Here is a 26272-nt window from a genome sequence, read left to right on the forward strand (position 1 = left end):
CTTCACGGCGTCACCCCCTCCCGGTGGCAATCCACGCAGATCCATATCTCTCATGGCGCCGTGGCGTCCTTTCCCTCACCGAGCCGCTTCCTGAATTCGGCGTAGGGGATCGGCGTCCGGAGTGCGCCGAAGAATCCGAGCCCCACCGGGTCGGCGTCGCCTCGGGCAAGGCTCTCGATGCCGGCGTAGGGGACCGCTTCTCCCCTGAACAGTGAGATCCCGGGCTGATCCAGGTCGGGGTCCGTCCGGGGATGACCCGCGTCCCGCTCGGCCCATGCCCGCCGCAACCGCTCCAGGATCCGCTCGCCCCGGCCCCGCAGCTCGACACCGCCGTCGTCCACCCGCTGGCGCATGACCCGCATGGCGGCGCGGACCGCCTCCCCCTCCTCCGGGTCGATCGACTGGACGATGTCCCAGATCCGGGAGAGGCAGCGGTAGGTGTCGATGTTGGTCTCCTTGATGAACGAGCGGACCTCGCTCCTGATCTCCTGGGAGAGAAGCTCGGGGTGGAAGCGGCGCAGGAGCTGGAAGGAGAAGTCGACCTCCATGTTGAAGTAGTGGAGGCCGTAGTCGTTGAAGTTGCGATCGAAGAAGGCGTAGTTGGCGATCTTGTGGAACGCCTCCACCTGCGGCTCCTTGATCCGGTAGTCGAAGCCGAAGTAGTCGCCGCTGATGATCCCGTCGTTCCGGAGCTTCTTCTCCAGCCCCGTGGCGGCGTAGGCCTCGGCCCGGCAGAAGTTGAACGGGTTGTCGATGTGCCGCTCCATGAACCGGAGGTTGATCAGCAGATCGTCCATGGTGGCGTCGGGCTCGAACATGAGGAGGTTGTACGCCACGTGGACGTCGAAGTCGTTCAAGATCCGGAGGGCGTTTTCGATCGCTTCCCGGGTGCACTTGCGGTTGAGGTTCCTCAGCCCCCGCTCCGACGCGTTTTCCACCCCGAGGAAGACCCGGAAGACACCGAGGTCGTCCAGGACCCCCATCGCCTCCCGGTTGATGGAGTCGGGGCGGGCCTTGACCGCGATGGCGATCTCCTTCACCCCCTCCTTCCAGAGGGAGTCGCGCAGCTCGGTGAAGCGGGCCAGGGCCTGCGTCGGCTCCGGGAGGAAGAAGTTGTCGTCCTGGAAGTTGAAGATCCGCACGCCGTGGCCGTGGTAGAGCTCCTTCATCTCGGCCACGATGTTCGGGACGCTCCGGATCCGGAACTTGCGCCCGCCCCCCGAGCGGTACCAGGCGTCGATGCTGCAGAAGGCGCAACTGCGCCAGCACCCCCGCGAGGAGAGGATGCTTGCGATCGGTTTGCCGTAATACTCGTGGAAGGTGGTGCGACGGGGGAAGGGGAGAGCGTCGAGGTCCTCCGGGTTTCCGCGCGACGGGTTCACCGCGATGGAGCCGTCCCCCCGCCGGTAGGAGAAACCGGCAAGTTCCGGGAGATCGGCGGGGTTCGTTGCGAGGGCACAGATCAGCTCCTCCCCTTCGCCGAGGGCGATGGAGTCGAACTCCGGGAAGTCGGCCAGGAGCTGTCGGCAGTTCAGGGCCGCGAAGTGGCCGCCGGCGGTGAGGTGGCCGCAGAAGCCTCCTTCCCGCAGGGCCTTTGCCAGACGGCAGAACTCCCGGGCCCTGCCGGTGAAGACCATGGAGAGGCCGGCGATGTCGGGGGCGAAGGCGTTCACCTGCCGGACCACGGCCGGGATCTCCCCCTTCTCGTTGAAGGGGAAGATGACCGCCAGGTGTCCCTCCCGTTCCAGGGCCGATGCCATGTAGCGGAGTCCCAGGTTCTCTTCGAGCTCCGCGCCGATAAGAGCAATTTTCATCCACTTCCTCCCCGTGATCCGGCCGCCGGAAAAACGGGGCCGTCTGCGGTACCGTTGACCGCGTTCGCTTCTCTGCGTCACCTCGTGTAGGCGGCATTGCCAATGAGAAAACATCCGATGCCCAGGACGGCGGACGGGGGAAGGGGCTGACTGGTGTGGCGGCGTGCAGCGGGCCGCCGGATGCGGGAAGAGAGGTGCGCCTTCCCTGGCGCCTTCTGCCGCACGATGCGGCAGTGGGGCCCGTCCTGGGCCACAATTAGTTGTTGGGCGGCATTGTGCAGCGGTAGCCTGGGATGAGTATATCGTGCAAAGCGATTGCGACAAGTCGCGAATCGAATAATTTCTTCATGTTACAAAAAACGTCACGCGGAGCCGGCGTGCCGTTCTTGTGTTAGAATTGAAACAGCCGTCCAATTGCCAAAGAGGAGGGGAGCCGATGATGTACGGAGTCGTGAGGCCAGCCCATCTGCTGCTATTGTTCATTGTCGTCGTTCCCGGGATCATCGGGGGGATCCTCGCCGCGAACCGGGGAAGGAACTTCGTCGGGTGGAGTCTCGCCTGCGCCGTCTTCCCGATCTTTCTCCTGGTGATCTATTTCGAGAAGCCCCGCCGGGAGGTGGAGGGGAAGTTCCGCAGGTGCGGCTCCTGCGGCGAGTATTACCGGTGGCGTGATCCCTCCTGCAAGTACTGCGGCACCCCCCGGCCGTCGGTCTGACATCCTTCCCCGGCAGGCTCCCGCCGCTGGCGGCCGGGAGCCTCCCCTGCGTTTCCCCTTTCTTCTCAGGTCACCGCCACGTCGGCTTTTCCTTCCCAGTAGCCGTGAAGGTTGCAGCGCTGGCGGGCGATGAGGGTCACCTTCCCCGCCGGGGCGGCGTCTTTCGGGATCACGACGGTGAAGGTCACCTTAGGGTTCAGGAAGCCGCGGGGCTGGAAATCGGCTCTCCCCGCCGGCTCGTTGCCGACGTTGAGCTCCACGAACTCGATCCAGTGGGTGGGCCCCATGGGGTGGATCACCTCGCCGACCGACACCTCCACGGTGAACGGCTCCCCCGCCTTCACCTTTGCCGGGGTCCTGATCACCGGCACGTGCTTCTGCTCCAGCGGGTTCTTCTTCGCCGGGTCCTTCGCCCGGTTGATGGTGACAAAGAGCGACTGGTCGGCCTTGACCGGGAAGTACATCTCGGCCGCAGTGACGGTTCGGGCGACGCCGGCGGCCGCGGCGCCGAGGGCGGCGTGCTTGAGAAAGGCTCTTCTGTCCATTGCTCCTCCCGTGGTACCATGATGTGTTGCCGGAGGGGGGCCTCCGCGCACATTCTTCAAGTGTAGAATCCTCCGTTCCAAAGTCAATGAGCGAATCCTCATCCCCGAACGGCGGGGGGGAAAGATTTGCGTGCCGTGTCAACCGACGGCGGCGTGCGCGCGTTTCAGCTATCAAAAGCGTCTTGCGGCCCATGCCGGGGACGGGACACGAGGAGAGAATCCCTGGAGAATACCGAGGCACTGAACCGATTCCTGGCGGGAATCGAGCGGCGGGCGTTCCGGATGGCCCGGTTTGCCACCGCCGACGATGACGAAGCCCTCGACCTCGTGCAGGATGCGATGCTCGGCTTTGTCCGGCGCTATGCGTGCAAGTGCGAGGAGGAGTGGTCTCCCCTGTTCTACCGCACGCTCCAGAGCCGGATCATCGACTGGCACCGCCGCACGGTGGTCCGCAACCGGCTGCGCGGCTGGTTCGGCGGCGCCGGCGGCGACTCGGACGAGGGGGCCGATCCGCTGGAGAACGTGGCGGACGTCAACGCCCCCGATCCCGGACGGCATCTGACGAACCGGGAGCTCGGGGGGGCGATCGAAAGGGCCCTCCGGAAGCTTCCGCTGCGCCAGCGCCAGGCGTTTTTGCTTCGTTCGTGGGAAGGGCTCGACGTGGCCCAGACCGCTTTGGCCATGGGGTGCAGCGACGGCAGCGTCAAGACCCACTACTCGCGGGCGGTCCACACCCTGCGGCACCTTTTGAAGGAGTACCGATCATGAACCGTGACGAGCGGGACGACAGGCTGATCGAGACGATCCGGGGGCACCTGGAGGAACGGACGGCGGCGCTCGATGGGCGGACGGCGGCGCGGCTGCGGGAGATGCGGTTCGCGGCGGTGGAGGCGGCCGGCCGGCGGCGGTGGTTTGCGGCAATCCCCCGCTGGGCCACGGCCGGAGGGGTTGCCACCATTGCGGTTGCCGTCGTCGCCACCAGCCTCTGGTTCACCCGTGTCCAGCGGGAAAAGCCCGTCGCCGGCATCGACGACATGGAAATCATCACGACCCGGGAGCATATCCAGCTCTACGAAGATCTCGACTTCTACCGCTGGCTGGCGGAGCAGGACCGGAAGGGGTGAAGCCGCAATGAAATGGGAATGGGTGAAAGGGAAAACGCGATGACGAGACGACGACTGCTGGTGGCGATCCTCTTGCTGGCGGCGACCGCTCCGCCGGCGTGGGGCGAATCGGGCCCGACGCCGTGGAGCCGGCTCACTCCCGAGGAGCAGCAGGTCCTCCAGCCGATGCGCGAACGGTGGGATACGCTCCCCCCCGAGCGCCAGGAACGGCTCCGTCGCGGGGTGGAGCGGTGGCGGACCATGACCCCGGAGGAACAGAAAGAGGCCCGCGAACGGTTCCAGCGGTGGCGGGAACTCCCCCCCGAGCAACGGGAGCAGATCCGTCGCCGGTTCAGGGAGTTTCGCAACCTCCCTCCGGAGGAGCAGGAGCGGATCAGGCGCAAGTTTCAGTGGTTCCGGGAGCTTCCCCCCGCCGAGCGCCATGCCCTTCGGGAAAAATGGCGCGGCATGAGCCGGGAGGAGCGCCACGAACTGCGGGAACGATGGAAGACCATGACCCCCGAGGAGAAAAGGGATTTCCTCGAAAAAAAATAGTGGATGCGTGTCAACGGCGGCGTGAAGGTGGCCGTTTCTTGGGGCAAGAAGATTCACATGATCATCACGGAGGGAATATCATGAAAGCGAAACTGGTTGGATTGGCAGCGGCGGGGATCGTCGGCATCGTTACCGCGGGAGGGGTCTTCGCCGGGACCAACGATCCCGGCATCCAGCAGCGGGAGGTGAACCAACAGCGGCGCATCGACCAGGGAGTCGCCAGTGGCCAGCTTACCCCCAGGGAAGCGGGTCGGCTCGAGGCCCGACAGGCGAAGATCGCGCAGGACGAGGCGAGGATGAAGAGCGACGGCAACCTGACCGCCAGGGAGCGTCGCCAGCTCCAGCGGGAACAGAACCGGGCCAGCCGCGCCATCTACCGCAAGAAGCACAACGCACGGAAGGTGGCGGTGCAGTAGCTCTACTTCATGCTTTACCCTTTCCACCATCCTGGCTGAAGAGATTTCAAATAGAGGGCCGATCGCAAACTTGGACACATGCCGATCGGCCCTTTTTCTTTTTTGGAACATGGTAAGAAGTGCGTGGCGTCACTTTTTGACAGTCATTTTGTCCTGGAGGTGAGGTGGCGCTACTCATAGTCTGTAGACTTAAAGGTATCATTTTGCGAATATGCCCGCGAATTTTTATAGCTTTTTCGACACAAGTGGTACAAACCTCATGAGAAAAGCAGACCAGAGTATTAGAACCATCCTTGCGGAGAATATTCACAGATACCGTCGTAGCAATAACTTGTCTCAAGAGCAACTAGCCGACAAATGCGGCCTCCATCGTACCTATATCGGCTCTGTTGAACGCGGGGAAAGAAATGTTACGTTAAGTACGCTGGAGGTACTTGCAGAGGCTCTTGGTGTCTCAATACCCGAACTACTTACAAGGAAGGGGGAAGAAGTTGGCAAGTAAGCCAAAATCTTCTCAGCAATTTGTGAAGGCTATTTCTCAAAGCGGCCTTTCCATTTATGACGACATTGAAGTTGGTGATCCAAACCTCTGGATACCGGCCCCTGACTTGGAAACTCTGCTGGAGGAGGGGTTACATAGTTTTTCCACAGCCGGATTAGCCAACCGCACTCGGTCCAAGGTAGTTAAAGAGGAGGTTTGCCGTATCCTCGGTTACCCTGTGCCCCGATCGTTCAAAAAAACACGCCCCCGCTTTCCGGGACAAAAGTTTGATACCTATGTTCAGAAGTCCAATAACCTCCAGGTATGGAATGAAGAGCTGGAGCCAACACGTCGCTATGTGATTATTAAAGTGTCAGATAATGGTACGATAGAGCGGGTCAAGGTCGTAACTGGCGATAGACTGGCGTTGCTCGACACAACAGGAACATTGACTCAAAAATTTCAGGCACGGCTAATCCCAGGATTAGACCAAGCAGAACTTGTGGCTCCTGAAGATACGGATCGTCTTAGGCCTTTTGTCGGGAAAATCAGGAAGGGCAAGATAGCTGCCAGTCCTGTCGATAACCCTGCTGTCGGTGCACTTTTCCCGACTGCCGGATTATATGAGCGGTTGCGACAGTTGGTTGGAACCAGCTTCGTGGACAGTGGTCACGACCAAGAGCGAAATCGTGGAGCTGCATTACATCGGCTTGTTTGCAAACAACTGGGCTATGCTGATTACCAGGATGACGGCCGTTTTCCAGATGTGCGACACCAACTCCTGGAGGTAAAACTCCAAACCTCGCCGACCATTGATCTTGGTCTGGTTTGTCCCAACAGCATGGAAACCTTGGATATCCCCTTGCTTAAGGGACAGCAGATAAGGCATTGTGATGTCCGCTATGCACTATTTTATGCAAAGACTGACGGAAAACGCGTTACCCTGACCAACTTCTATCTGACCACCGGTGAAGCGTTCTTCAGCCGTTTTCCTCAGTTTCAGGGAAAGGTCCTCAATAAAAAGCTTCAGATTCCTTTACCGGCCGATTTTTTCAGTCGTTAGGCCAAACGCCTGCCAAACCAGTTGGTTCAATTCCTTTTCCAGATTGTCCGCTTCCGGCGAAGGGGTAAGGAGATAGACGCGTTTTGTCGCCTCGATGATGGACTTGCCTATACGGCTCTGCGGGTCCGGCAGCGGGAACTTTTCCACATATTGCGTCATGAAACGCCGTCGGCCGGCATAAAGCTTGTTCTTGAACTGATGATCGTAAAAATTTTCGATAAAGGTTGAGTTGCCCACCGCAAGCGCCAGCCAGAGTAGATCTGTCTGTGATACATTTCGGTACGTCAACCAGTAACAATCGCCATTTACCACACATCCGTCCAAATCTATCCAGAATGTTGGTTTTTCGGAAATGTCCCGGAAAACGATCTTCGGGGCTGCCCAGGCATCTGGGTCCTGCGGCACCCAGATCTCATACCAGTTGCGACCAGCCTCGATCACGTATTCACGACTTTCAAGCGCCGCTCGATGCCTGTTCAAATAGGCTGCCGTGCGTGGATACGCTGCCAGATCGACCACAGTCCGCTTCCCTTGCACCACATGATGGGGGTAGACGATTTGCCATAGTTTCTCCAGACGGAGACCTTTGTAGCGCCGCGCCGAGTGGTGCGTGATAAGTGGACGGAGAAGTTCTGGCCTTTCAGCTTTGGGAAGACTTTTCCAATCTGACCGAATGAATACCTTGTCGGCGGTTGTCTTTACCCCGACGCGAATTTTCCCTATATCGCCAAAAGTGCTCCATGTATGGGATGCAACGGTTGCCAGCCAACTATCCAGGATCTTAGTTGCGATACGCCAGACACCGTCCATTTGGCTACCGTTGTCTAGAATGCCGTGTTGAACGAGAAATCGCCTCCCATCTCTAACTTCCACAACTCCGGTGTTTTCCAGTGCTTTTATCGGGTCGGAGGAGCAGACCTCGGCTGGTTCACTGGTCGCATAAATAGAAGTAAACCTTGCCTTGTCCTTTATTCGTCTTTTGGTGGAATCTGCTCCTTCAAGCAGCAGAACTGCCGGCAACACAGCCGCCTCAAACAGCTTGGTGTCGCCCATGTCCCATACGTGACGCACATTGAATTGTTCCAGGATGGCGCGGCGCACCGCGCAGCCCGATTTTGTAGTCATAAAACGGTTCGATACTATGATTCCAGCTATGCCACTTGGTTTGAGTACGCGCCCCATGCCAAGGATAAAAGCATGATAAAGGTCTACGCGACCTGATAGCCCAAACTTGGATGCCAGCGTTTGTGCCTGTTTTGCGCCCATGATCTGAGTTCTGACATAAGGAGGATTAGCTATGATCATGTCAAAGCCTTCAGGGGGCGGACCTTGGAATAGATTTCCGCTGCCGCTTGCGTCCAAATAATTTCCTGCAAATTCAAGGAAATCACCAAGTTTAATATGAACGTTTACATTTTGAAACGATTGCCTTAATCGCGCTGAGGTCAGGTTGACAGCTTTCTCTTGTGTGTCAAAGCCGAAGACCTCAATCCTTGTGCAGCTTTTTACTGTCAGTTTTTCGAGTAGACTGACCAGAAGTTCACCATCACCCACAGCAGGATCAAGAATTCGCAAGGGGCCTTTTTGTTTAGCCTCATCATAACCTTCAATAATTTGCTCCGCCACGAAATCCGATAGATTCTTTGGCGTATAAGTTGCTCCACCAGCCTTTTCTTCGGTGACAAGTTTATATCTTTTTGTAAGTTGGGATTGAGCATGAGCTTTCATAATGGCCTCATGAATTCATAATCTTTTTTGCGCTACTTATAGTATTCTTATTTTAATTGCCGTCAAGGCTAATTTTGCCGGCTCTGTTATTCCGGCCTCCTCATGACGTTTTGCAAGAGCCTCAGATAGCCCCTTTTTTCTTAAGAATTTCTCTTGCTGGTCCCTGAGTCAGCCTCCCTTTCTTTCCGGTCATCCATTCCCAGCGTGAAATAAAAGGTGGCGCCCCGGTCCGGCTGCGCCTCGGCCCAGACCCGTCCCCCGTGGCGGAGGACGATCCGCTGGACTGTGGCGAGGCCGATTCCGGTCCCTTTGAACTCATCGGCCCGGTGCAGCCGCTGGAAGGGGACGAAGAGCCGGTCGGCATAGGTCATGTCGAAACCGACGCCGTTGTCGCGCACGAAATAGACCGTATTCCCCCCCTCTTCCATCGCACCGAACTCGATCTCGGCGCCTTCCCGCCTGGCGGTGTACTTCCAGGCGTTTCCCAGGAGGTTCTCCATGACCGAGCGGAGCAGTTGCTGGTCGCCCAAGGCGGTCACCCCCTCGGCGATCCGGACGGTCACCGCACGTTCGGGATCGAGGTGACTGAACTCCTGCATCACACTTCGGGCGATGCCGGAGAGGTCGACCTCCTTCAGGTTTAGAGACTCGCGGGTGAGACGCGACAGAGAGAGGAGCGCGTCGACGAGCTGCCCCATCCTCTGGCACGCGCTTCTCACGCGCCCGAGGTAGTCTACCCCCGTTTCGTTGAGCCGGTCGGCGTAATCTTCCAGGACCGCCTTGACAAATCCGTCGATGACGATGAGGGGGGCGCGCAGATCGTGGGAGATAGAAAAGTTGAATGCCTGGAGCTCCCGGTTGGCCCCCTCCAGCTCTCTGGTCCGCTCCGCCACCCGCGCTTCCAGTTCTTCGTTGAGCCGGCGCACCTCGTTCTCGGCCCGCTTTCGCTCGGTGATGTCCTGGTTGACGACGATGGCGCCGACGATCCTCCCCATCTGATCCCGGAGGGGGACCGCCGAGTGGAGGATCGTCTTGCGCCGGCCGTCGAAGGCCTCGATCTCGATCACCTCGTCGAGCGACGTCTCTCCCTTCGTGACGGCCCGGGCCGCTCCCCACTCGTGGGGTTCGATCCGCTTCCCGGTATCGGCCCACCATCCCCGGTACTCCCCGTAACGCTCCATGCCGACGTAGCGCGCCCCGCCCCAGATTTTCTCGCCGGCGGGGTTGGAGCGGAGAATGAGGCCATCGTGGTCGATGATCCAGACCCCGACCGGCAGGGTTTCCATGACCAGTCTCAGCATCGCCTCGTTCTCCAGGAGCTCGTGGTATTTCTCTTCGAGCTTGGTGGCGACCACTTCGCCGTAGCGCCGCAGGTACTCCTCTTCACTGATCATGGCAACGTCCCGCCGGAGTTTCTTCAGGCGGCACCCCTCCAGGATTGTCTGCAGTTCCTGCCAGAACTTTTCCGGTTCCACGGGCTTGGCGATGTAGGCGTCGGCCCCGAGGGAGTGGGCGAGCTCCTCGTCTTTCGGGGCCGTGTAGACCGCCGTGTAGAAGACGAAGGGGGTATCCCGCAGGGACGCGTCGCTCCTGATGGATCTCAGGAGCTGGAACCCGTCCATCCGGGGGAGGAGGGCGTCGGAGATGATCAGCCTCGGCCTATGCTCCTGCGCCAAGGCGAGGGCGCTCTCGCCGTCCGCCGCCTCGATCACCTCACAACCGCGCCGCTCCAGGTTCATCCGGAGCAGTTTCCGGTCGTCCGCCTTGTCGTCAACGATCAGTGTCTTCATGGTTCGCTCCAAGCGCGTCAAGGATCTTTTCTACGATGGTCAGGGGGTCGATCGGCTTTTCGAAGTAGCCGTTGCATCCCGCGGTGATGATCCGCTCCCGGTCGCCGACCATGGCGTGGGAGGTGATGGCGACGATCGGGATTCGGGCGGTGGCCTCCGTATCCCTGATCCGGCGCGTCACCTCGAATCCGTCGATGTCGGGAAGGTTGATGTCGACGATGATGAAGGAGGGAAGGCACTCGCGGGCCTTCCGTACCCCCTCCTCGCCGGTTTCGGCAGACTCCACGCCGTAGCCGCTCCTCCTGAGGGCATACCCGATGAGGCGGAGGTTGTCCCGGTTGTCTTCGATCACGAGAACCCGTTTCACGGCGTTCCTCCTGACGCTATCCCACCTTCCTCCGACCGGACGGGAATGGTGAGGAAAAAGCTGCTCCCTTCGCCCGGGCGGCTTGCGAGGGTGACCTCTCCTCCGAGGACCTCCCGCGCGAGCTTGCGCGTCAGGTAGAGGCCGAGGCCGGTCCCCGGCACCCGCGACTTCAGGGGGGAGTCGAGGCGGCTGAACGGCTCGAAGAGGCGCGGCCGGTCTTCTTCCCGGATCCCGATCCCGGTATCCGTCACGGCGATCGTCACCCGTCCGGCACCGGAGGGGAAGGGGAGGTGTTGCGCGGTCACCACGACGGAACCCCGCTCGGTGTATTTCACGCCGTTGCTCACGAGGTTCAGCACACACTGGTAGAGCCGGCGGCGTTCGGTGTGCATGGGGAGGCGGACCGGCTCGACGCGGAGCTCGATGCCGCGGGCCGCCGCCTCGTCCGCCAGCTCCCGCGTCGCCTCCTCCAGGAGGTCGCCCAGGTCGAACTCCGAGATCCGGCGGTCACTCTGGCCGGCCTCCACCTTCGAGATGTCGATGATGTCGTTGATGAGCGCTAGCAGGTGTTTTCCGGCCCGAAGGACCGTGGCGAGGTTCTCCTTCTGCTCGTCGGTGAGGGGGCCGATCCATTCATCCAGCAGGATGCTCGAGAAGCCGATGATGGAGTTAAGGGGGGTCCGCAGTTCGTGGCTCATGCTCGCGATGAACATCGACTTCAGCCGGTCGAGCTCGGTCAGCTTGCGGTTCGCTTCCTCCAGCTCGGCGCTGTGCTGCCGCAACTCCGCATTCAGCCTGACGATCTCCTCGTCGGCAAGTTTCTCGTCGGTGATGTCGAGACAGACAATCAGGACGACCTTGTTGCCGGCCGCATCCTCCGTGGCACGGGCGAACTCCCGGACCCACAGGATACTCCCGTCCTTTCGCCGCTTGCGGAACTCCCAGGAGACCGCCTCCCCGGTCGGAGCGTGCAGACAGGCGTCGAGCTGCCCTTGCACCACCTGTCGGTCCTCTTCGCAGAAGACGTTGAGGACCGGACGTCCCGTCAGCTCCTGCACGGAGTAGCCGAGTTGCTCGGCGCCGAACAGGTTTGCGGAGATGACCGTTCCGGAGCTGTCCACGGTGAAGTACATGGCCGGGATCTCCTCGTAGAGGGCGCGGAAGCGGTCCTCGCTGGCGCGCAGTGCCCGATTGAGCCCCTCCAGCTGGGCGGTCCGCTCCGCCACGTGACCCTCAAGCTCGGCCGCCGCGCTGGCCGCCGCCAAAAGGTTGCGGTTGATCAGCCAGGCGAGGAGGAGGGCGGTGACTCCCACATAGAGCCATCCCTTGGCGGTCTGGAGGCGGGTGAGGAGGAGCGGGTCGGCGACGAGGGAGGCGAGGACCCTGTCGGAGTAAACGATCCAGGCGCCCCCGAGCAGGGCGTAGAGGACGGCAATCCTGACCGCCTCCCGCCGCAGGCCGGCCGGCGTCACCGCCGTCCGGCTGTTTCGCTCGGACCGCTGCATCGGCACCTCCATTCGTACAAACAAGATGATAACAGGAGAACGCCGGATGAGAAGGGAGTGGTTGGCGGATTTTTATGGGTGGGGATATTACGGCCGGAGTTGCCTCAGCAGTTCCTCGGCCCGCTTCACGTCGGCAATCGCCCGGAACTCCCGGTAGCTGTCGACACCCTCGGGGTCGAGGGCGCGGTAGTACCGTGGCGGGGTCTCCTTCAGCCCCCGCAGTGCCCTGTCGGTGGCGTAGTCGTCGCTGGAGATCCGCTCGGCGCGGGAGCGTAGCGGCATGACGATGCTGAAGCCGAGCTGGAAGAGGCGCCGGAGGTATTCGGTGCGGATGATCTCCGCCCCCCGTTCCTCGTCGCCGTCGGCCAGGTACTCCAGGGCGATGTTCAGGTAGCCGTGGACCCGCTGGAAGATCTGCTCCATGACGTCCCGGTCGTGGAGGGCCTCGCCGTCGGCCACCAGGGCGCTGTTCACGAGGTAGGTGAGCTCCTGGTCGATCTCCTCCGAGCCGGCCCGCGCCAGGACCCGCTGGAGAAACGAGTCGCTTCCCCCCACCGCCGGCAGGTGCGAGGCCGTTCCCTCGCCCGCAAGCCGCTTATCCCCTTCCACAGCGAAGGATGCCGGGTCGAGGCGGGCGTAGAGGGCGAGGGCGTCGTCCAGTTCGGGGAACCCGAGGTCGGCGAGCCGCCCGGCGCGGAAGTGGTAGGCGAGCTCTTCCAGTTCCGACTCCAGCTCCCCCTTGATCCCCTCCATCAGCCCCAGGTAGAGCTCGCGGTCGTTGCGGAAGACGATGTCGAGGAAGGTGCCGACGGCGCGGGCGTGGTCGCTCTTTCTGAAGGTGATGAAGTAGACGTTGTCGAAGGTGTGGTCGTACTCCGCGGTCCGCTCGTCGTCGGAGACAAGCTCGCCGATGCCGCCGCCGACGGAAATCTCCCGTTCGAGCATCAGGAGGAGCAGTTCCAGGTCCAGGTGGGGAAGCTGCTCCACCACCACGCTCTCCCCTGCTTCCAGGAGATGGTTGAGCCACTCGTAGGCCTTGGCGGGGGAAAAGTTCCACTTTTCCCAGAGCTCCAGGTCGAGGATGAAGGTCCGCTGCTCGGGGGAGGCGAGCTCCCAGAGCCCCATGGCGTCGGTCTCGCCGATCTCCTTCACCAGGAGATAGAGCTCCTGCGGGGGGATTTCTTCCACGAGCCCGCGCCCCAGGGGGTCGGCGAGGAGCAGGTCCATCTGCCGCCAGGCCGGGAGGGTGCGCAGGGTCTCGATCTTCTCCGGGACGGTGAGGGAGATGAACCCCTTTTCGGTGAGGGGGCGCCTGGCTCGGGCGCGGTCGATGCTGATGACGTTGTCGTCGGATTTACTGGTCATTGTCGGGCGATTCCTCCGTTTTGTCCCGTTCTTCCCACCGCTCGGCCCGCACCCGCGAACGGCGGATTCCCAGGGCCTTTCGATAGCCGCAGTCGTCGTGGAGCCAGTGGAGCTTGCGCACGAGCTTCTCGGTCAGCTTGACGCACTCGGGGTTCAGCTCGAAGCGGCGCTCGTAGATCGAGCACCGGTTGGTCTCCAGGTCGAGGTACTGGCAGGGGGTGGCGGTGAAAAATACGGCGCCCGTTTCGTCCTCGATCTTCTCGAAGCAGCAGAGGCCGCATCGCTCGCAGAGTGACTCCCAGGCGCCGTCGGAAACATCTCGTTTTTTCATGGGGTGAGGATAGCCAATAGCGGCATCACCTGTCAACGGTGTAGACCCGGCATCCCGGAAGAGTCCGCCTCCACGGCGGCCCCGCCCCTCTCACTGTTTGCACCATTTTTACCTCGGTGTGACATCGATGTAAGATTCCTCCTCTACAGTCGGGGCGTTGCTATCGCGCGGTCCAGCGGCCGCGAAATCACCCCTGAGGAGGAAATTGTGAAATCGAAACTGATCGCGGTCGGCGCCCTTGCCGCCGTCCTGGCGGGGCAGAGCGCCTTTGCCAAGACCCTTGAAGACGTGCTTAAGGAGAAGGGGGTCATCACCGAGGAGGATTACAAGGAGGTCGCCAAGAGCGCGCCCGTCAAGTACAAGGTCGGTGGCGGCTTCACCTTCCAGACCCCCGACGACAAGTTCAAGCTTGCCATCGGCGGCCGTCTCCAGGCCCGCTATACCTTCACCGACAAGGACAACGCCAACGGGAGCGTTTCCGACACCAGCGAGTGGCGTGTCCGCAGGATGAAGATGTGGATGAAGGGGCATGCCTACACCAAGGATCTCACCTACAAGTTGCAGGCGAATTTTGTCGATGGCGGCTCGGAAAAACTCCTCGAAGACGCTTTCCTCAACTACCGGCTGATGGATGAAGTCCAGCTCCTTGCCGGTCAGGACAAGGTCCCCTTTGCCCGTCAGGAGCTTACCTCGTCCGGTGCCCAACAGTTCGTCGACCGGTCCAATACCACGGACACCTTCAAGCCGGGCCGCGACATCGGCGCGATGCTTCACGGCCAGATTGAAAAGGGTCTGGTGGAGTATGCCTTCGGCTGGTACGGTGGGGCAGGCCAGTCGAAGACCCGCAGCACCAACGACAATGCCATTGCTGCCCGCATCGAGTTCAACCCCTTCGGCTACCTGAAGAAGTCCGAAGCGGACCTGGAGATGACGAAAAAGCCGCTTCTCTCTTTCGGTGCCGACTATTACCGCAACAAGTTTGTCAAGGGTGAGAGCAACAATACCAGCTTTTACGGCAAGTGGCTGGAGAAGGGGGCGATATTCGCCGCCAATGAGAAGGTCGAGGTCAACACCGCCAGCGCCGACATCGCGTTCAAGTGGATGGGTGCCTCTGCCCAGGCCGAGTACTTCTGGGCCCAGGCCGACGGCGATGCCGCTGCCAAAACCACTCAGCGTGCCCATGGCTTCTACGCCCAGGCCGGTTATTTCATCATCCCGAAGCATCTGGAAGCCGCAGTCCGATACTCCTATGTGGACCCGAACCGGGACAAGACCCAGGACCTGCGCACGGAAACCCAGGGTGCCGTATCCTACTATTTCAACAAGCATAACCTGAAGCTGCAGGCCGACGTCACCAACATGCACCAGCAGAATGTGGCCAAGAGCAACACCGACGACATGCAATACCGCCTTCAGGCCCAGATCATCTTCTGATCCCTCTGTTCAAAGCTCCATTCTTCGCATGGGGGGCAGGGACGCCCCCGCTTTTTTTGAAACCCGCTCCGGCGGGTTTTCGCATTTTTTCGGGAATGTTCGAAGACTGTAACGGGAATGCAGCGTTAGGCCGCTACCATGGAGAAAAAACTTGGGAGGTCCGACGATGAACATCATGCCGATGGGAGATTACTACGCCTGGTACTGCGAGTGGTGCGACACCAGGAACCTGACGCTCCAGCAGCGCTTCGACACCGGTTCCGTGAACTGCGGCGCCTGTCACAGGCCGTTCGCCCCCCTCGACCTTACGGGACGGGAGCCCGGGTACGCCGTCTCGGTCGGTTATTAACCCCTGCGCAGGATCTCGAAGAGGTAAATGACGATCTCGATGAAGATCAGGACGATGATGATCCATTCGAGGCGGGTGGCGCGGCGGGCGTGGGAGAGGCTGGTGAAGACCTGGGTGATGTCGAGAAGCGTCTCTCCCTTGTGCCTGATCTCGTTGTAGCGCTGGTTCAGCTCGAAGAGGTTGGCCATGGTGAGGTAGAGCCGGTCGGCCTCGGGGTTCTCCCAGGTGATGTCCGGCTTGTCGAGCACCATGATATGGGCTATGGACTGGTACTTGTAGGTAAGGATGCTGGAGGCGAGGGTGGCGAGCCGCCGGTCGGAGAGCTCCAGTTTCCCCCGGTCCAGGAGCGCGATGAGTTCCTCCATCTCGTCGAGGACCAGGTCGACCCGTTCCTCGATCCGCTCCAGGGCCACCGACTTGGCGACGACGAAGCAGATGATGTCGACGTAGGCCGGGTCGTACCCCGGCATCACCGCCGAGTCGTTGGTGACGGCAATCCTGTCCCCCTCGCCGGTTCGCAGCGAGTAGTCGTCCCGGTACCTGATCGAGGGGTACTCCCTGAACTGATCGGCGTAACGCTCCATGCTCCGGGAGAAGGCGCCGATCTCCTCCTCCGAGCAATTGACGAAGACCACCCCGCCGAAGTAGTAGAGATAGACCCGTTTCCCTTCCCCCTGGTCGCCGGAAAGCGGCGTTAGCCCCGCAACGTCGAGCACCATCGGCTCTTCCCAGCGGTAGCGCCGGGGAAAGCCGAGGTCCGCCGCCAGGCGGTTCAGGTCCAGCTCCCCCGAGAGGGCGTAGGCGGTGAATCCGGTCATCGCCTCTCCCCCTGCAGAGCCACCAACCCGGCCCGGCCTTCAAGCTCTCCCATTGCCAGCTCGCAGCAGGGGATCTCTTCCCGCAGCGCCTCCTGCGCCGCCTCCGCCAGGGTGACGAAGCGCGCTCCCGTTGCCCGGAGCCGCTCGATGAGGTCGACGAAGACCGGGGCGAGGACTCCCCCCTCCAGCTCGGCGTGGATGGTATGGACGGTGAGCCCCTCCGGCTTCACGAGGGAGAGGTAGTGGTCGTTCACGGTGGCGGCTGTGATGCCGTTCTCCCCCAGCAGTTCGTCCATGGTCGGGAGGGTGGTCGGGATCTGGAGGGTGCTGAAGCGCCGCCCTCCCATCACCGGGTAGAAGGGGTAGCTCCCCCGGCTGTCGCTGCAGTAAGTGAGGAAGAGGGCGTCCTGGATCTCCAGGGAGTCGGGGGAGACGGTCCACCCCGGTGCCGCGGTGGTCCTGGCCCGCCGGCCGAGGATCTCCTCGTAGAGGGCGAAGGCCCGGCCCAGCTCCAGGGCGATCATGTTCCGGGGGATCCAGGGGAGGAGGTCGTGCCACTTGACGTGGTCCCAGCAGTGGATGCCGACCTCGTGTCCCCGGGCGACGGTATCGCGCAGGACCTGGGGGACCCTGGCCGCGATGATCGGCGGCGGGAGGAGCACGCCGTACATCAGCGTCCGCAGGCCATAGACCGACGGCGCCCTGGTCCGGAGCATCTTCCGCAGGAACCCCTTGCGGGTGAAGATGCGGCGGATCGCCTTGCCGCTGTTGTCGGGCCCCATGGAGAAGTAGAACGTCCCCTTGATCCCGAACCGCTCGAAGATCTCCAGGAGCCGCGGTACCCCGTCGCGGGTGCCGACGTAGGTGTCGACGTCGATTTTCAGGGCAATGGTGGGTGGCATCAAGTATCCATGGTAGGGGCGATCCTTGTGATCGCCCTTATGTTGGGCCGGGCGAATACAAGATTCGCCCCTACAGCAGGTGCTCGATCTTTTCCTTCTCTTCGATCAGGTAGAAATCGAGGGTCTTGCGCAGGGCTTCGTCGATGACGGTCTTCGGCTCCCAGCCGAGCCGCTCCCGGGCGTTCTTCACGGAGGGGACGCGGGTCAGCATGTCCTGGTACCCCTTGCCGTAGAACTGCCCCGAGGAGACCTCGACGATCCGGCACGCCTCGGCCTTGTCGCGGTAAGCGGGATACTCCTTCACCAGGGCGATCAGCTTCTCCGCCAGTTCCTTCACCGACAGGTCGTTCCCCGGGTTGCCGATGTTGAAGATCCCCCCTTCGGCTTTACCGTCCCTGTTCTCGATGATCCGCATGAGGCAGTCGATGCCGTCCTCCACGAAGGTGAAGGAGCGGCGCTGGTTGCCGCCGTCCACGAGCTGGATCGGCTCGCCGGCCAGGATGTTGTAGAGGAACTGGGTCAGGACCCGGGAGCTCCCTTCCTTGGCGGTGGAGATGGAGTCCAGCTTCGGACCGATCCAGTTGAAGGGGCGGAACAGGGTGTAGCGCAGCCCCTCCTGCTCGCCGTAGGCGTAGATCACCCGGTCGAGCATCTGCTTGGCGCAGGAGTAGATCCAGCGCTGTTTGTTGATGGGGCCGAGCATCAGCGGCGAATTCTCCTCGTCGAACTCCCGGTCGGGGCTCATGCCGTAGACCTCGGAGGTGGAGGGGAAGATGACCCGCTTCCTGTACTTCACGCACTGGCGGATGATCTTCAGGTTCTCCTCGAAGTCGAGCTCGAAGACCCGCAGCGGGTCCTTGACGTAGGTGACCGGCGTGGCGATGGCCACCAGCGGCAGGACCACGTCGCACTTCTTGATGTTGTACTCGATCCACTCCTTGTTGATGGTGATATCCCCTTCCAGGAAGTGGAAGCGGGGATCGCCCAGGGAGCGCTCCAGCTTGTCGCAGGCCATGTCCAGGCCGTAGACCTCCCAGTCGGTGGTGGTGAGGATGCGGTGGGTGAGGGCGTTACCGATGAAGCCGTTGACGCCGAGGATCAGTACTTTCATGGTTTCTCCTTTGATGGTGACAGCGCAGCCGAGGCTACTGCCGTTTGGCAGCCGCCAGCTTTGCCGCGATGATATCGTATCTGCCGAGCACGACCCGGCTGAGGGCCGAGAGCGGGGCGTGCAGCAGGGAGCGGGAAAGGCCCGTTGCCGCCATGGCCACGGTAAATGATCCCGCTATGTCGAACGGATAATGGACCCCGCAGAATACCCGGGCGAATCCTCCCGCCAGGGCGAGGAAGATGAACAGCATCCCGATGCCCCTGAACCGGCGGAAGCTGGCCAGCATGAATGAGAGGGCCAGCATGAAGGTCGCGTGGTCGGAGGGAAAGGATGTCTCCGGCGCATGCTGGATGAGGAGGTTCACCGCGTGTTCCATGAAGGGGCGGGGATGGTAATAGGACAGGGTGATCGCCAGGTTCGCCGTGAGGGCGAGGGAGACTCCGAACCCCGTCAGCAGCACCTCTTCCCGGGATTCCTCCCTGAAGAACCAGAGGTACCCGAGATAGGCGATGAAGAGGAGCGGGAGGTACTCGGCAACGGCCACCGCGATGCTGTCGATGGTCCCGTTCCTGCCGGCGTAGCCGTTTATGAGGGCGAACAAGGCATGGTTCATGGGTGGTCCTTTGGGCCGCAGTGTTTCATTCGCTGCGGAAACCGACGGTCCCGTCGGGGATCGTCTTTGCGAACCGGGTGGCGGGACTCTCAGTGTCCCCGTCCACCTGAACGGAGCGGATCTCCAGCAGCCCTTCGCCGGTGCCGACCAGAAGCGGTTCCGTTGAAGCGATCGTTCCCGGTGCGGCGCTTCCCGCAACCGGCCGGGCGCTCCAGATGATCACCTTCTTCCCGTCCAGATGGGTGAAGGCACCGGGGTAGGGGTGGGTGACGCCGCGGATCAGGTTGTAGATCTGCACGGCGCTTTTCGTCCAGTCGATGAGCCCGTCGGCCGGCCGACGACCGCCAAAGTAGTTCCCCTCCGCCAGGTTCATGGGGATGCGGGGGGCGGTCCCCGCGGCCAGCAGGGGGTACGAGCGGGCGATGACCGTCACCGCCGCCTCGGTCACCTTGGTGAAGACGTCGAAGGCGGTGTCGGTGAAGGCGATCTCCACCTTCTCCCGGTCCACGATGTCGCCGGCGTCGGGCTTTGCCACCATGTGGTGCAGGGTGGCACCGGTCTCGGTCTCGCCGTTGATCACCGCCCAGTTCACCGGCACCCGGCCGCGGTACCGGGGGAGGTAGGAGCCGTGGAGGTTCAGGGCTCCCCTGCGGGGGATCTCCAGCACCTCCGGCTTGATCATGTTCCGGTAGTAGAAGGAGAAGAGGAAGTCGGGGGCGATCTCCCGTACCTTCGCCACGTTGGCCGGCTCGTTGATGTCGCTGGTCAGGCAGGGGATGCCGTGGCGCTCCGCCAGCTCCCGCACCGAGGCGAACCAGATCTCCTCCGTGGGCGAATCCTCGTGGGTGAAGACGAGCGTTACCTCGGCCCCCTGCTTCAGCAGCTCCTCCAGGCAGCGGTAGCCGACGTTGTGGTAGGCGCAGACGACAAGCTTCATTGCCGGGTTACTCCTCAAAGCCGTAGGTTCTCCGCACCACATACCGTGGCCGGCGGCGCACCTCCTGGTAGATCCGCCCCACATACTCCCCTACGAGGCCGATGCCGAAGATGATGATGCCGACGAAGAAGAAGAGGATGGCGAAGAGGGTGAAGACCCCTTCCACCTCGGAGCCGATCAGGAAACGGCGCACGAGGAGGAAGAGGGCGAAGAGGACCGAGGCGACCGAGGTGAGGATGCCCAGGAGGGCGAAGAGCTGGAGCGGCACCACCGAGAAGCCGGTCATGAGGTCGAAGTTGAGCCGGATGAGGCGGTAGAGCGAATACTTGCTCTCCCCCTCGGCCCGCTCCGCGTGGGAGACCGGCACCTCCGACGGGTTCGAGGCGAAGGTCTGGGCCAGGGCCGGGATGAAGGTGGTCATCTCCTGGCAGCGGTTCAGGTTGTCGATAACGGTGCGGTTGTACGCCCGGAGCATGCAACCGTAGTCGCTCATCTGCATCCCGGTCATCTTGTTGGTGGTGATGTTGACGATTTTTGATGCCGCCCGGCGGAAGAAGGTGTCCTGCCGCTTCTGGCGGATGCTCCCCACCACGTCGTGCCCCTTCTCCATCTCCGCCACGAGCTTCGGGATCTCCTCCGGGGGGTTCTGGAGGTCGGCGTCGAGGGTGACGATGATCTCGCCGGAGCTCTTCTCGAAGGCGGCCATGATCGCCATGTGCTGGCCGAAGTTGCCGTTGAACTCGATCACCTTCACCTCCGGGTGGCTGCGGGCCATCTCCCGGAGGATCTCCAGGGAGCGGTCCCGGGAGCCGTCGTCGGTGAAGATGATCTCGAAGGGCCTTCCCAGGTAGGTCATGACCGGGTAGAGCCGGGCCATCAGCTTGCGGAGGTTCGGTTCCTCGTTGTAGACCGGGACGATGATGGAGACGTACGGTGCGGCCATGGGCTACTTTCTGCTCCTTGCGATAACGGTTTTTACCGCCTCCACCACGTCCCGCGCGTCGTCCATGGTCATGGTCGGGAAGAGGGGGAGGGAGAGGATGCGGTCCGAGGCGTAGTCGGCGTTGGGGAGCGACCCCGCGGGGACCGGCATGTTCTCCCGGTACCAGGCGTGGTGGTGGATCGCCTTGTAGTGGAGGCCGGTGCCGATGTTGAGATGCTTCAGCTCCGCCATGAAGGTGTCGCGGTCGATGGTGAGCTTTTCCACCCGCACCAGCGGCGTGTAGAGGTGCCAGGCGTGGCGCTGGGCGTAGGGGGCGGCGGCGGGGAGCGCCAGCTCCGCCACGTCGGCGAAGGCGCCGTTGTAGTACTCGGCGATGGCCCTGCGCTTCTCGATGAAGCCGTCCAGCTTCGGGAGCTGGTGGAGGCCGATGGCGGCCTGGATGTCCATCATGTTGTACTTGAAGCCGGGGAGGAGGATGTCGTAGTTGGGGGTGCCGCTGGCGGCGAAGCGCTTCCACGCCTCGCGGCTCATGCCGTGGAACTTCAGGAGCGAGATCTCCTCGGCCAGGGCCTCGTCGGGGGTGCAGACCATCCCCCCCTCGCCGGTGGTGATGTTCTTGTTGGGATGGAAGGAAAAGATGGAGACCGAGTCGAAGGTGCCGATCTTTCGCCCCTTGTACTCGGTGCCGGCGGCGTGGGCCGCGTCCTCGATGACGGTGAGGCCGAACTCCCGCGCCAGGGCGAAGATCGGGTCCATGTCGCACGCAAGGCCGGCGAAGTGGACCGGGATGATGGCCTTCGTGCGGGGGGTGATCTTCGCGCGGATCTTTGCCGCGTCGATGTTGAGGGTCCCGGGCTCGATGTCGACCAGCACCGGCTTCGCCCCGCAGAGGACGATCATGCTCACCGTGGAGGCGAAGGTCATGGGGGTGGTGATGATCTCGTCCCCCTCGGCGAGCTTCAGGGCCAGGAGCGTCAGGTGGAGCCCGGCGGTGGCCGAGCTCAGGGGGACGGCGTAGGAGGCGCCGACGTAGGCCCTGAACGCCTCCTCGAACCGCTTCACCTTGGGGCCGGTGGTGATCCACCCCGACTTCAGGGAATCGACGACCTCGTTGATCTCGTCGTCCTCGATGGTCGGGCGGGAAAAGGGGAGAAATTCGCTGCGCACGGGGTAACCTCCTTCACAAAACGCATTATGATTGCACAAAATCGGCGAGAGTTCCAGATGTTTACTCCGGATTTGCTTTGTCTGCCGTTAACGATTCGCTACGAGCAGAAATTTTTCCTTTTCCCCCAGCTCCCGGGGCGGGACGGCGGCCTTCCCGCAGAAGGCGGGAAAGATGTCCTTTTTCATGAGCACGATGACCCGGGTGGGGGAGTTCCAGAGCCGGAAGAACCGCTCGTCGTCCACAAACCAGCGGCTCTGGTCCCCCTGACGGCTCCCGAAGTCGAGCTCACCCCGTTCATTGGCGATGAGGATGCGGCGCCCCGCATAGAACGAGAACCCCTGCTGGTAGGTGTTGTAGCTGGCGATGACGGTGCTGCTGTCGGCGCTGGCCCGCGCCAGGAGCCCCAAGTCGCGGGAGGATTTGCGCTCCGTCGCCCGCTCCAGGACGAGGGCCGACCCGACGATCCCGACGACCAGCGAGGCGATTGTCAGGGTGCGGAAAAACGCCAGCCGGCTCTCCCGCCGCAGCGCCGCGAGACAGGCGCCCCCACCCGCCGCGAAGGCAAGGCCGAGGATGGCGCTTTCCGTCACCCCGAGCCGCGGTCTGGGGGCCAGGTGGGGGTAGAGAGCGACCCCGATGCCGGCAATGATGAAGAGGATGGCGGTGAACATGGGAACCTCCCGCGCCGGCGGCGTCTCTTCGTCGCAGAGGCTGCTGAACATCTCGCCGATCAGGATTGCCAGGGCGGGGAAGATCGGGAAGATGTACGGGATGAGCTTGGAGTCGGAGAGGGAGAAGAAGACGAAGATGACCGCCCCCCAGAGAAAGAGGTAGAGCCTTCCGTCGTCCCGGGCCTGTTCCCGCTCCCGCCAGAGCCTCTTTGCCGCGGTGGGAAGGAAGAACGACCAGGGGAACATCCCGCCGATGAGGACCGGGATGAAGAACCAGAACGGCTGGTAACGGTGGTGGACCTTGGTGAGGAACCGCTCGAAGTGCTCGTGGATGAAGAAGAAACGGGCGAATTCCGGGTTGCGGAGGGAGACGAGCACGAACCAGGGGGCCGCCACGAGGAGAAAGAGCGGGATGCCGGTGGCGAGCCGCATCTCCCTCAGCAGCCGCCAGCGCCGGGTGAGCAGCATGTAGAGAAAGATCACCCCGCCGGGGAGGACGATCCCGATGAGCCCCTTGGCCAGGACGGTGAGGGCGGCGCTGAGGTAGAAGAGGTAATAGTAGAGTGTGGCCCGTTTTTCGTCCGGTCGTGTCGCCAGGAGGAAAAACCCGAGGGTGGCGCTCATGCAGATGCTCAGGGTCATGTCGATGACGTTGAAGCGCCCGAGGACGAGGTAGCCGGTGGCGGTGCCGAGGACCAGGGCGGAAAAGAGCCCCGCCCGCCGGCCGTAGAGGGTCCGGCCGACGTGGTAGGTGAGGAGGATGCCAAGCAGGGCGAAGAGGGCGGTGGGAAGGCGGGCCGCGAACTCGTTGAGCCCGAAGATCTTGAACGAGAGGGCGTTCAGCCAGTAGAGGAGCGGCGGCTTCTCGAAGTACTTGACATAGTTGAGGTACGGGGTGACGAAGTCCCCCGATTCGAGCATCTCCCGCGGGATCTCCGCATAGCGCCCCTCGTCGGGCTCCAGGAGCGGAATCCGGTGGAGGATCTGCAGGAAGGCGAAGCCGAAAACGGCGCAGAGGATGGCGAGGTCGCGGGCCGGACGGCCTTCCCGCGCGGAGAAGAAACGGCTGAATGTGTTCATGTGAGTAGGTTCCTGGGGTGATGTTCGTTACGGTTTATGGTGTTCCCTGCGGATGAGGTCGTAGCGTTCCGCCGGGAAGGGGACGCGGAGAAGAATATTCTGGTTCGGGTGGGCCTCCGTGAGGGGGGTGCCGTCCCGGTCGGTGAAGGTGTCGAGCCGATGGCGTGCCGCCATCATCCGGCGGCCGACGAACTCCACCTCCGTTCCCGCCGTGATCCGGTTCCGGACCCCCACCACCACGGTCCCGTCGGCGAGGACCTCTTCCACCATCCCCACGAATTCGTGGCTGCGGCGGTAGCGGGAGTCGTACTCCTGGTCCACGTCCTGCGGCTTGCCGAGGAGAAAGCCGGTGGTGTACCCCCGGTGGCTGAGCTTCGCGAGCTCGTCGAGCCATTCGGGGCGGAAGCGGTAGGCGGCCGGATCGGCGGCGTAGCTGTCCAGGGCGTCGCGGTAGACCCGGACCACCGAGGCGACGTAGTTGATCCCCTTCATGCGGCCCTCGATCTTGAGGGAATCGACCCCGGCCCCCACGAGCTCGGGGATGAAGCGGATGAGGCAGAGATCCTTGGAGTTGAAGATGAAGGTTCCCGTTTCGTCTTCCACCACCGGGAAGTATTCGCCGGGGCGCGTCTCCTCCACCAGGGCGTAGCTCCACCGGCAGGGGTGGGAGCACTCCCCCTTGTTGGCGTTGCGGCCGCTCATGACGCTGGAGAGGAGGCAGCGCCCCGAGTAGGAGATGCAGAGGGCGCCGTGGGTGAAGACCTCCAGCTCGGCCGAGACCCGCTCCCGCGTCTCGCGGATCGCCTCCAGCGACATCTCCCGGGCGAGGTTGATCCGCCGGATCCCCTGCTCCTGCCAGAAAAGGGCGCTCCGCCAGGTGGTGGTGTTCGCCTGGGTGGAGAGGTGGATCGGCCGCTGCGGGGTGATGCGGCGGATGGTGGCGATGACGCCGGGGTCGGCGGCGATGACGGCGTCGAAGGGGATCGGCGCCGTCTCCTCCAGAAAGCGGTCGAGTCCCGGAAGATCGTCGTTGTCGGGAAACCAGTTGACGGTTAGGTAGGCCTTCACCCGCCGGTCATGGGCGTAGGCGACCGCCTCGGCCAGCTCTGCCAGGGTGAAGTTGTCGGCCAGATTGCGCAGGCCGAACTTCTGCCCCCCGAGATAGACGGCGTCGGCGCCGTAGTGGATCGCCACCTTCAGTTTTTCCATGTTCCCCGCGGGAGCGAGGAGCTCGGGTATTTTCATGGAGCCTCTTGGCACGATGCCTGCTTTCCGTTGGAGGAAAGCGGGCGCCCGGCTGATTCTGTCTGGTCGCCGCACTGGCGGGCAACCGGCGAAATCGTAGCATACTTGGAGAGTTAAGGGAACCCCCGGGGGAGCTTTCCCCTTGACAAAAATCGGCGCTCCCCTTTACTATCCAGACCGGTCACCCAGCATCGGCTCGGGAGGTTAAAAATGAAGCGAATTTCAACGGTTGTGTGTGGACTCCTCCTGCTGGTTACGGCTGCCGGCATGGCCCGGGCCGCGGCGGAAGAGCCGACGGTTTACGTCATCCAGAAGGGGGACACCCTCTGGGGGCTCTCGGAGCGGTTCCTGAAGGACCCGTACTACTGGCCCAACCTCTGGGCCCGAAACCCGACCATCGGCAACCCCCACGTGATCTATCCGGGGCAGCGGGTCAAGGTCTATCCCGACCGGATCGAGATCGAGCCCCGCGTTCCGCTCTTCCCGGCGGCCCCCGGCGCTCCGCGCCTCTCCGAGGAGCCGGCCGCCGAACGGAGCTTCCTCGTCAGCGGCAGCGAGGGGTTCCTGATGGAAAAGGGGATCAGCCCCGCCGGCATGATCATCACCACCAACCAGAACCGCCAGATCGTCGGCGAGGACGACATCGTCTACACCGATATCGGGAAGATCAACGGCGCCAGGGTGGGGGACCGGTTCTCCGTCTACAAGAAGCTCGACCCGGTGAGCCATCCGGTCACCAACGTCATCGTCGGCGAGAAGGTGGTCCCCCTCGGCACCCTGCAGCTCACCGAGGTGGAGGAGAAGGTCTCCAGGGCGATCATCACCAAGTCGTACCAGGAGATCGGTCCCGGCTCGTTCCTTCTCCCGTACCGCGAGAAGCGGCGTCAGGTCCCCCTCAGGGCTGCCGGGAAAGACCTCTCCGGCTGGATCGTCGACAGCCAGACCGGCAACCAGGCCATCGGCGAAGGGGATGTGGCCTTCATCGACCTTGGGAAGAGCCAGGGGGTGGAGCCGGGAAACCTCCTCTATGTCCTGCGTGAGGTGGTCCCCGACCAGCAGTACGCCGACATCTCCGTCGAAAAGCTCCCCCCCGAGGTGATCGGCGCCCTGGTCGTGGTGAGCGCCGGCGAAACCACGTCCACCGTGCTCGTCGTCAAGAGCATCGATACCATCTACCGGGGTGACCGGGTCGAGATGAAGAAGAGCAGGTAACCCCTTTCGCG

The 26272-nt window shown here is 62.5% G+C and carries 27 protein-coding genes; 10 read left to right on the forward strand and 17 right to left on the reverse strand.

Features of this window, described 5'->3' with window-relative positions; all coding sequences use genetic code 11:
• Positions 1 to 50: 50 nt before the first annotated feature.
• Positions 51 to 1814 carry a radical SAM protein gene (locus M6689_RS15990; RefSeq protein ID WP_298273536.1) on the reverse strand — a complete coding sequence of 588 codons (1764 nt, stop codon included), beginning with the start codon at positions 1812 to 1814 and terminating at the stop codon, positions 51 to 53.
• A 436-nt stretch (positions 1815 to 2250) separates the two neighbouring features.
• Here M6689_RS15990 and M6689_RS15995 point away from each other — a divergent pair, with 436 nt between their 5' ends.
• A complete protein-coding gene (locus M6689_RS15995) occupies positions 2251 to 2529 on the forward strand; it encodes a hypothetical protein (RefSeq protein WP_298273537.1) in 279 nt (92 codons plus the stop codon).
• Positions 2530 to 2594: 65 nt separating this feature from the next.
• Here the strand turns inward: M6689_RS15995 and M6689_RS16000 are convergent, their stop codons facing one another.
• Complete coding sequence (locus M6689_RS16000) at positions 2595 to 3074, reverse strand: class II SORL domain-containing protein (RefSeq protein ID WP_298273539.1); 480 nt, start codon at positions 3072 to 3074, stop codon at positions 2595 to 2597.
• 222 nt (positions 3075 to 3296) lie between these two features.
• Between M6689_RS16000 and M6689_RS16005 the strand changes: the two genes are divergently transcribed.
• The 6 genes from M6689_RS16005 to M6689_RS16030 all read left to right on the forward strand — a co-directional run bounded on the left by M6689_RS16005 (position 3297) and on the right by M6689_RS16030 (position 6692).
• Positions 3297 to 3842: an RNA polymerase sigma factor gene (locus M6689_RS16005; RefSeq protein WP_366949759.1), complete on the forward strand. Its 546-nt coding sequence runs from the start codon at positions 3297 to 3299 to the stop codon at positions 3840 to 3842.
• Entirely contained in the window at positions 3839 to 4198 is a 360-nt protein-coding gene (locus M6689_RS16010) for a hypothetical protein (protein WP_298273540.1), read from the forward strand. The genes M6689_RS16005 and M6689_RS16010 overlap by 4 nt, the downstream gene beginning before the upstream one ends.
• A 39-nt stretch (positions 4199 to 4237) precedes the next feature.
• On the forward strand, positions 4238 to 4732 hold the full coding sequence (locus M6689_RS16015; RefSeq protein WP_298273541.1) for a DUF3106 domain-containing protein: 495 nt from the start codon (positions 4238 to 4240) through the stop codon (positions 4730 to 4732).
• A gap of 80 nt (positions 4733 to 4812) precedes the next feature.
• Positions 4813 to 5148, forward strand: a complete 336-nt coding sequence (locus tag M6689_RS16020) for a hypothetical protein (protein ID WP_298273543.1) — start codon at positions 4813 to 4815, stop codon at positions 5146 to 5148.
• A 259-nt stretch (positions 5149 to 5407) separates the two neighbouring features.
• Positions 5408 to 5650 carry a helix-turn-helix transcriptional regulator gene (locus M6689_RS16025; protein WP_298273545.1) on the forward strand — a complete coding sequence of 81 codons (243 nt, stop codon included), beginning with the start codon at positions 5408 to 5410 and terminating at the stop codon, positions 5648 to 5650.
• Positions 5640 to 6692, forward strand: a complete 1053-nt coding sequence (locus tag M6689_RS16030) for a hypothetical protein (RefSeq protein ID WP_298273546.1) — start codon at positions 5640 to 5642, stop codon at positions 6690 to 6692. The genes M6689_RS16025 and M6689_RS16030 overlap by 11 nt, the downstream gene beginning before the upstream one ends.
• Here the strand turns inward: M6689_RS16030 and M6689_RS16035 are convergent.
• The 6 genes from M6689_RS16035 to M6689_RS16060 form a co-directional block, all read right to left on the reverse strand.
• A complete protein-coding gene (locus tag M6689_RS16035; RefSeq protein ID WP_298273547.1) occupies positions 6666 to 8420 on the reverse strand; it encodes an N-6 DNA methylase in 1755 nt (584 codons plus the stop codon). The genes M6689_RS16030 and M6689_RS16035 overlap by 27 nt on opposite strands.
• A 140-nt stretch (positions 8421 to 8560) precedes the next feature.
• A complete protein-coding gene (locus M6689_RS16040) occupies positions 8561 to 10210 on the reverse strand; it encodes an ATP-binding protein (protein WP_298273549.1) in 1650 nt (549 codons plus the stop codon).
• The gene (locus tag M6689_RS16045) at positions 10191 to 10577 is read right to left on the reverse strand and encodes a response regulator (protein ID WP_298273550.1); all 387 of its coding nucleotides are present in this window, start codon (positions 10575 to 10577) and stop codon (positions 10191 to 10193) included. Before M6689_RS16045 ends, M6689_RS16040 begins: the two co-directional genes overlap by 20 nt.
• Positions 10574 to 12082, reverse strand: a complete 1509-nt coding sequence (locus M6689_RS16050; protein WP_298273552.1) for a PAS domain-containing hybrid sensor histidine kinase/response regulator — start codon at positions 12080 to 12082, stop codon at positions 10574 to 10576. Before M6689_RS16050 ends, M6689_RS16045 begins: the two co-directional genes overlap by 4 nt.
• Before the next feature lie 87 nt (positions 12083 to 12169).
• Entirely contained in the window at positions 12170 to 13447 is a 1278-nt protein-coding gene (locus M6689_RS16055; RefSeq protein WP_298273553.1) for a DUF6178 family protein, read from the reverse strand.
• Positions 13437 to 13778: a YcgN family cysteine cluster protein gene (locus M6689_RS16060; RefSeq protein WP_298273555.1), complete on the reverse strand. Its 342-nt coding sequence runs from the start codon at positions 13776 to 13778 to the stop codon at positions 13437 to 13439. The genes M6689_RS16055 and M6689_RS16060 overlap by 11 nt, the downstream gene beginning before the upstream one ends.
• A gap of 207 nt (positions 13779 to 13985) precedes the next feature.
• Here M6689_RS16060 and M6689_RS16065 point away from each other — a divergent pair, with 207 nt between their 5' ends.
• Both M6689_RS16065 and M6689_RS16070 read left to right on the forward strand, forming a co-directional pair.
• The gene (locus M6689_RS16065; protein WP_298273557.1) at positions 13986 to 15212 is read left to right on the forward strand and encodes a porin; all 1227 of its coding nucleotides are present in this window, start codon (positions 13986 to 13988) and stop codon (positions 15210 to 15212) included.
• A gap of 166 nt (positions 15213 to 15378) precedes the next feature.
• Entirely contained in the window at positions 15379 to 15561 is a 183-nt protein-coding gene (locus M6689_RS16070) for a hypothetical protein (RefSeq protein WP_298273559.1), read from the forward strand.
• Here the strand turns inward: M6689_RS16070 and M6689_RS16075 are convergent.
• The 9 genes from M6689_RS16075 to M6689_RS16115 form a co-directional block, all read right to left on the reverse strand.
• Complete coding sequence (locus M6689_RS16075) at positions 15558 to 16379, reverse strand: RMD1 family protein (protein WP_298273561.1); 822 nt, start codon at positions 16377 to 16379, stop codon at positions 15558 to 15560. The genes M6689_RS16070 and M6689_RS16075 overlap by 4 nt on opposite strands.
• Positions 16376 to 17281: a 4-deoxy-4-formamido-L-arabinose-phosphoundecaprenol deformylase gene (locus tag M6689_RS16080; RefSeq protein ID WP_298273562.1), complete on the reverse strand. Its 906-nt coding sequence runs from the start codon at positions 17279 to 17281 to the stop codon at positions 16376 to 16378. The genes M6689_RS16075 and M6689_RS16080 overlap by 4 nt, the downstream gene beginning before the upstream one ends.
• 70 nt (positions 17282 to 17351) lie before the next feature.
• On the reverse strand, positions 17352 to 18392 hold the full coding sequence (locus M6689_RS16085; RefSeq protein ID WP_298273563.1) for a bifunctional UDP-4-keto-pentose/UDP-xylose synthase: 1041 nt from the start codon (positions 18390 to 18392) through the stop codon (positions 17352 to 17354).
• 34 nt (positions 18393 to 18426) lie between these two features.
• Positions 18427 to 19005 carry an undecaprenyl-diphosphatase gene (locus tag M6689_RS16090; RefSeq protein WP_298273564.1) on the reverse strand — a complete coding sequence of 193 codons (579 nt, stop codon included), beginning with the start codon at positions 19003 to 19005 and terminating at the stop codon, positions 18427 to 18429.
• A gap of 25 nt (positions 19006 to 19030) precedes the next feature.
• The gene (locus tag M6689_RS16095; protein ID WP_298273566.1) at positions 19031 to 19942 is read right to left on the reverse strand and encodes a formyltransferase; all 912 of its coding nucleotides are present in this window, start codon (positions 19940 to 19942) and stop codon (positions 19031 to 19033) included.
• Between the two features lie 7 nt (positions 19943 to 19949).
• A complete protein-coding gene (locus tag M6689_RS16100) occupies positions 19950 to 20885 on the reverse strand; it encodes a glycosyltransferase (RefSeq protein ID WP_298273567.1) in 936 nt (311 codons plus the stop codon).
• A gap of 3 nt (positions 20886 to 20888) precedes the next feature.
• A complete protein-coding gene (locus tag M6689_RS16105; RefSeq protein ID WP_298273569.1) occupies positions 20889 to 22052 on the reverse strand; it encodes a DegT/DnrJ/EryC1/StrS aminotransferase family protein in 1164 nt (387 codons plus the stop codon).
• An 87-nt stretch (positions 22053 to 22139) separates the two neighbouring features.
• Positions 22140 to 23804: a glycosyltransferase family 39 protein gene (locus M6689_RS16110; protein ID WP_298273571.1), complete on the reverse strand. Its 1665-nt coding sequence runs from the start codon at positions 23802 to 23804 to the stop codon at positions 22140 to 22142.
• A gap of 27 nt (positions 23805 to 23831) precedes the next feature.
• Positions 23832 to 25049 (reverse strand): U32 family peptidase, encoded by a 1218-nt coding sequence (locus tag M6689_RS16115; RefSeq protein ID WP_298273572.1) that lies wholly within the window; start codon positions 25047 to 25049, stop codon positions 23832 to 23834.
• Between the two features lie 210 nt (positions 25050 to 25259).
• Between M6689_RS16115 and M6689_RS16120 the strand changes: the two genes are divergently transcribed.
• On the forward strand, positions 25260 to 26261 hold the full coding sequence (locus M6689_RS16120) for a LysM peptidoglycan-binding domain-containing protein (protein ID WP_298273573.1): 1002 nt from the start codon (positions 25260 to 25262) through the stop codon (positions 26259 to 26261).
• Positions 26262 to 26272: the final 11 nt, after the last annotated feature.

Source organism: Geobacter sp., assembly GCF_027327745.1.
In the GTDB taxonomy this organism is placed as follows: Bacteria; Desulfobacterota; Desulfuromonadia; order Geobacterales; family Geobacteraceae; genus Geobacter.